The sequence below is a fragment of the Phenylobacterium sp. genome (assembly GCF_020402505.1).
Lineage (GTDB): Bacteria > Pseudomonadota > Alphaproteobacteria > Caulobacterales > Caulobacteraceae > Phenylobacterium.
Window position 1 is genome coordinate 1 of record NZ_JADBZL010000139.1, and the last position, 2585, is coordinate 2585.

A 2585-nucleotide genomic window follows, 5' to 3' on the forward strand; every position below is an offset into this window, starting at 1 on the left:
AAGATGCTGGCCCTCGGAGAGGAGGGGATCATCCCCTACATCGCCTCCATCGGCCTGTTCCGGACCAAGGCGAAGAACCTGGTGGCGGCGGCGCGCATCCTGGTCGAGCAGTACGGGGGCGAGGTTCCCCTCGAGCGGGAGGCCCTTCAGGGTCTTCCCGGCGTCGGCCGCAAGACCGCCAGCGTGGTCCTCAACGAACTGGGCGTGGAACCGGCCATCGCCGTGGACACCCATGTCTTCCGGGTCGCCCACCGCCTGGGGCTGGCCCGGGGCAAGACGCCCGACCAGGTCGAGCACGAGCTGATGGCCGCCATTCCGGACCCTTGGCGGACCCGGGCGCACCACTGGCTCATCCTGCATGGCCGGTATGTCTGCCTTGCCCGGCGACCCAGGTGCGGGGACTGTGCGGTCGCAGACCTCTGTCCCTCGAAGGCCGGGAGCGCCTAGGCGCCGCCGGCATCGGGGGGCCGGACGAGGGCGGCTCAGGAGGGCGAAGGGGTGAGGCTCATTGCCCCGGACCGCCTTTGCCTGTAGCTAACGCCCGCTCCGCCTGACGCCGGGAGACCCCATGACCGAACTCTTCGACGTCGCCGCCATCGGCAACGCCATCGTCGACGTCATCGCTCCGGCGGATGAGGGATTCATCGCCGGCGAAGGCCTCTCCCGGGGGGCCATGACCCTTGTCGACGAGGCCCGGGGCCGGGAGCTCTACGCCCGGATGGCGCCGGGGGTGGAGACGTCCGGCGGATCGGCGGCCAACACGGTGGCGGGCCTTTCCAGCCTGGGGGCCCGCACGGCCTTCCTGGGCAAGGTGGCGGACGACCAGCTGGGCGAGGTCTTCGCCCACGACCTGAGGGCCATCGGCGCCCACTTCCCGAGCCAGCCGCTTCGCGGCGGACCGGCGACCGCCCGCTGCCTTGTCAACGTCACCCCGGACGGCCAGCGCACCATGTGCACCTTTCTGGGCGCCTCGGTGGAGTTCACAGACGACGACATCGACCCGGCAGTCATCGAGCAGGCGAGCATCGTCTATCTGGAGGGCTACCTGTTCGACGCCGAGGCCGCCCGGCGCGCCTTCGCTAAGGCCGCCGGTCTGGCCAGAGCCTCCGGCCGGATGATCGCCCTGACCCTGTCCGACGGCTTCGTGGTCGAGCGGCACCGGGCGGCCCTCCTGGGCTTCATCTCCTCGCAGGTCGATCTCCTCTTCGCCAACGAGGCCGAAGCCCTCGCCCTGTTCGAAACCGACGACCTGGCGGTGGCGCTGGACGGTCTGCGCCAGCGCACGCGCCTGGCCGCCGTCACCCGCAGCGAGAAGGGCTCTCTCCTGCTCGCCGATGGGGGAACGGTCTCGATTCCCGCCCGGGCTGTGGAAAAAGTCGTGGACACGACCGGCGCCGGCGACCAATACGCAGCCGGTGTGATGTACGGCCTCGCCCGGGGCCGACCCCTTGAGGTCTGCGGACACCTGGGGTCCCTGGCGGCGGCCGAGGTGATCTCTCACTATGGGCCGCGGCCGCAGGTCTCCCTGCGGGAACTGGCGGACCGGGAAGGACTCTAGGCCATGGCGCGCACGGGCGAGGTGGTTCGCGAGACCCGGGAGACAAAAATCTCCGTCCGGGTCGACCTGGATGGGGCGGGCCAGACCCGCATCGCCACCGGGATCGGTTTCCTGGACCACATGCTGGACTCCCTCGGCCGCCACGGCGCCCTCGACCTCGAGGTCGAGGCGAAGGGGGACTTGCATATCGACTTCCACCACACGGTGGAGGATGTGGGCATCGTTCTGGGTCAGGCCGTCCGGCAGGCCCTGGGCGACTTCCGCGGCATCCGGCGGTTCGGGCTGGCGGTCATCCCCATGGACGAGACCCTCACCCGCTGCGCCATCGACCTGTCCAACCGGCCCTATCTGGTCTGGCGGACAGCCTTCCCGACGCCGAAGGTCGGCGACATGGACACCGAACTCTTCAAGGAGTTCCACCACGCCTTCGCCAGCAATGCGGGGGCCTGCGTGCATCTCGAGACCTTCTACGGCGCCAATTCGCACCACATCGCCGAGAGCGGATTCAAGGCCCTGGGTCGCGCCCTCCGCGAGGCGGTGGAGATCGATCCGCGGGCCGGCGGACAGGCGCCCTCCACCAAGGGTTCGCTCTGATCGCATGAGCCGCCTCGCCCTGATCGACTACGGGTCGGGCAATCTTCGCTCGGCCGAGAAGGCGCTCGTCCGGGCCGCCCGCGGCCGGGTGGAGGTGCAGGTCACGCATGTTCCGGAGGACGTCCTGGCCGCTGACCGCATCGTGCTTCCCGGGGTCGGCGCCTTCGCCGCCTGCAAGTCTGCCCTGGACGCCCGGCCCGGCCTGCGCGAGGCCCTGGACGAGGCTGTCCGCGGCCGGGGCCGGCCCTTCCTCGGCATCTGCGTGGGCATGCAGCTCATGGCGTCGCGGGGCCTGGAGTTCGGGGAGACGCCCGGCCTTGGATGGATTCCCGGCGAGGTGCGCCGCCTGCGCCCCGCCGACGCGACGGCCAAGGTCCCGCACATGGGCTGGAACGATCTTGTCAATCCGCACGGCCCCGAACTGATCGCCGCC

4 protein-coding genes are annotated in these 2585 nt (G+C 70.5%); all 4 read left to right on the top strand.

The genetic code is table 11. From position 1 onward, the window contains the following. Positions 1-447 (top strand): endonuclease III (gene nth, locus IM632_RS10035; RefSeq protein ID WP_296552296.1); only part of this gene is annotated, 447 nt, incomplete at its 5' end. Between the two features lie 121 nt (positions 448-568). Then, complete coding sequence (locus tag IM632_RS10040) at positions 569-1558, top strand: adenosine kinase (protein WP_296499112.1); 990 nt, start codon at positions 569-571, stop codon at positions 1556-1558. Positions 1559-1561: 3 nt separating this feature from the next. Then, positions 1562-2152: an imidazoleglycerol-phosphate dehydratase HisB gene (gene hisB, locus IM632_RS10045; RefSeq protein ID WP_293512236.1), complete on the top strand. Its 591-nt coding sequence runs from the start codon at positions 1562-1564 to the stop codon at positions 2150-2152. A 4-nt stretch (positions 2153-2156) separates the two neighbouring features. Then, positions 2157-2585, top strand: a 429-nt coding sequence (gene hisH, locus IM632_RS10050) for an imidazole glycerol phosphate synthase subunit HisH (protein WP_296524989.1), incomplete at its 3' end; no start/stop codon positions are given.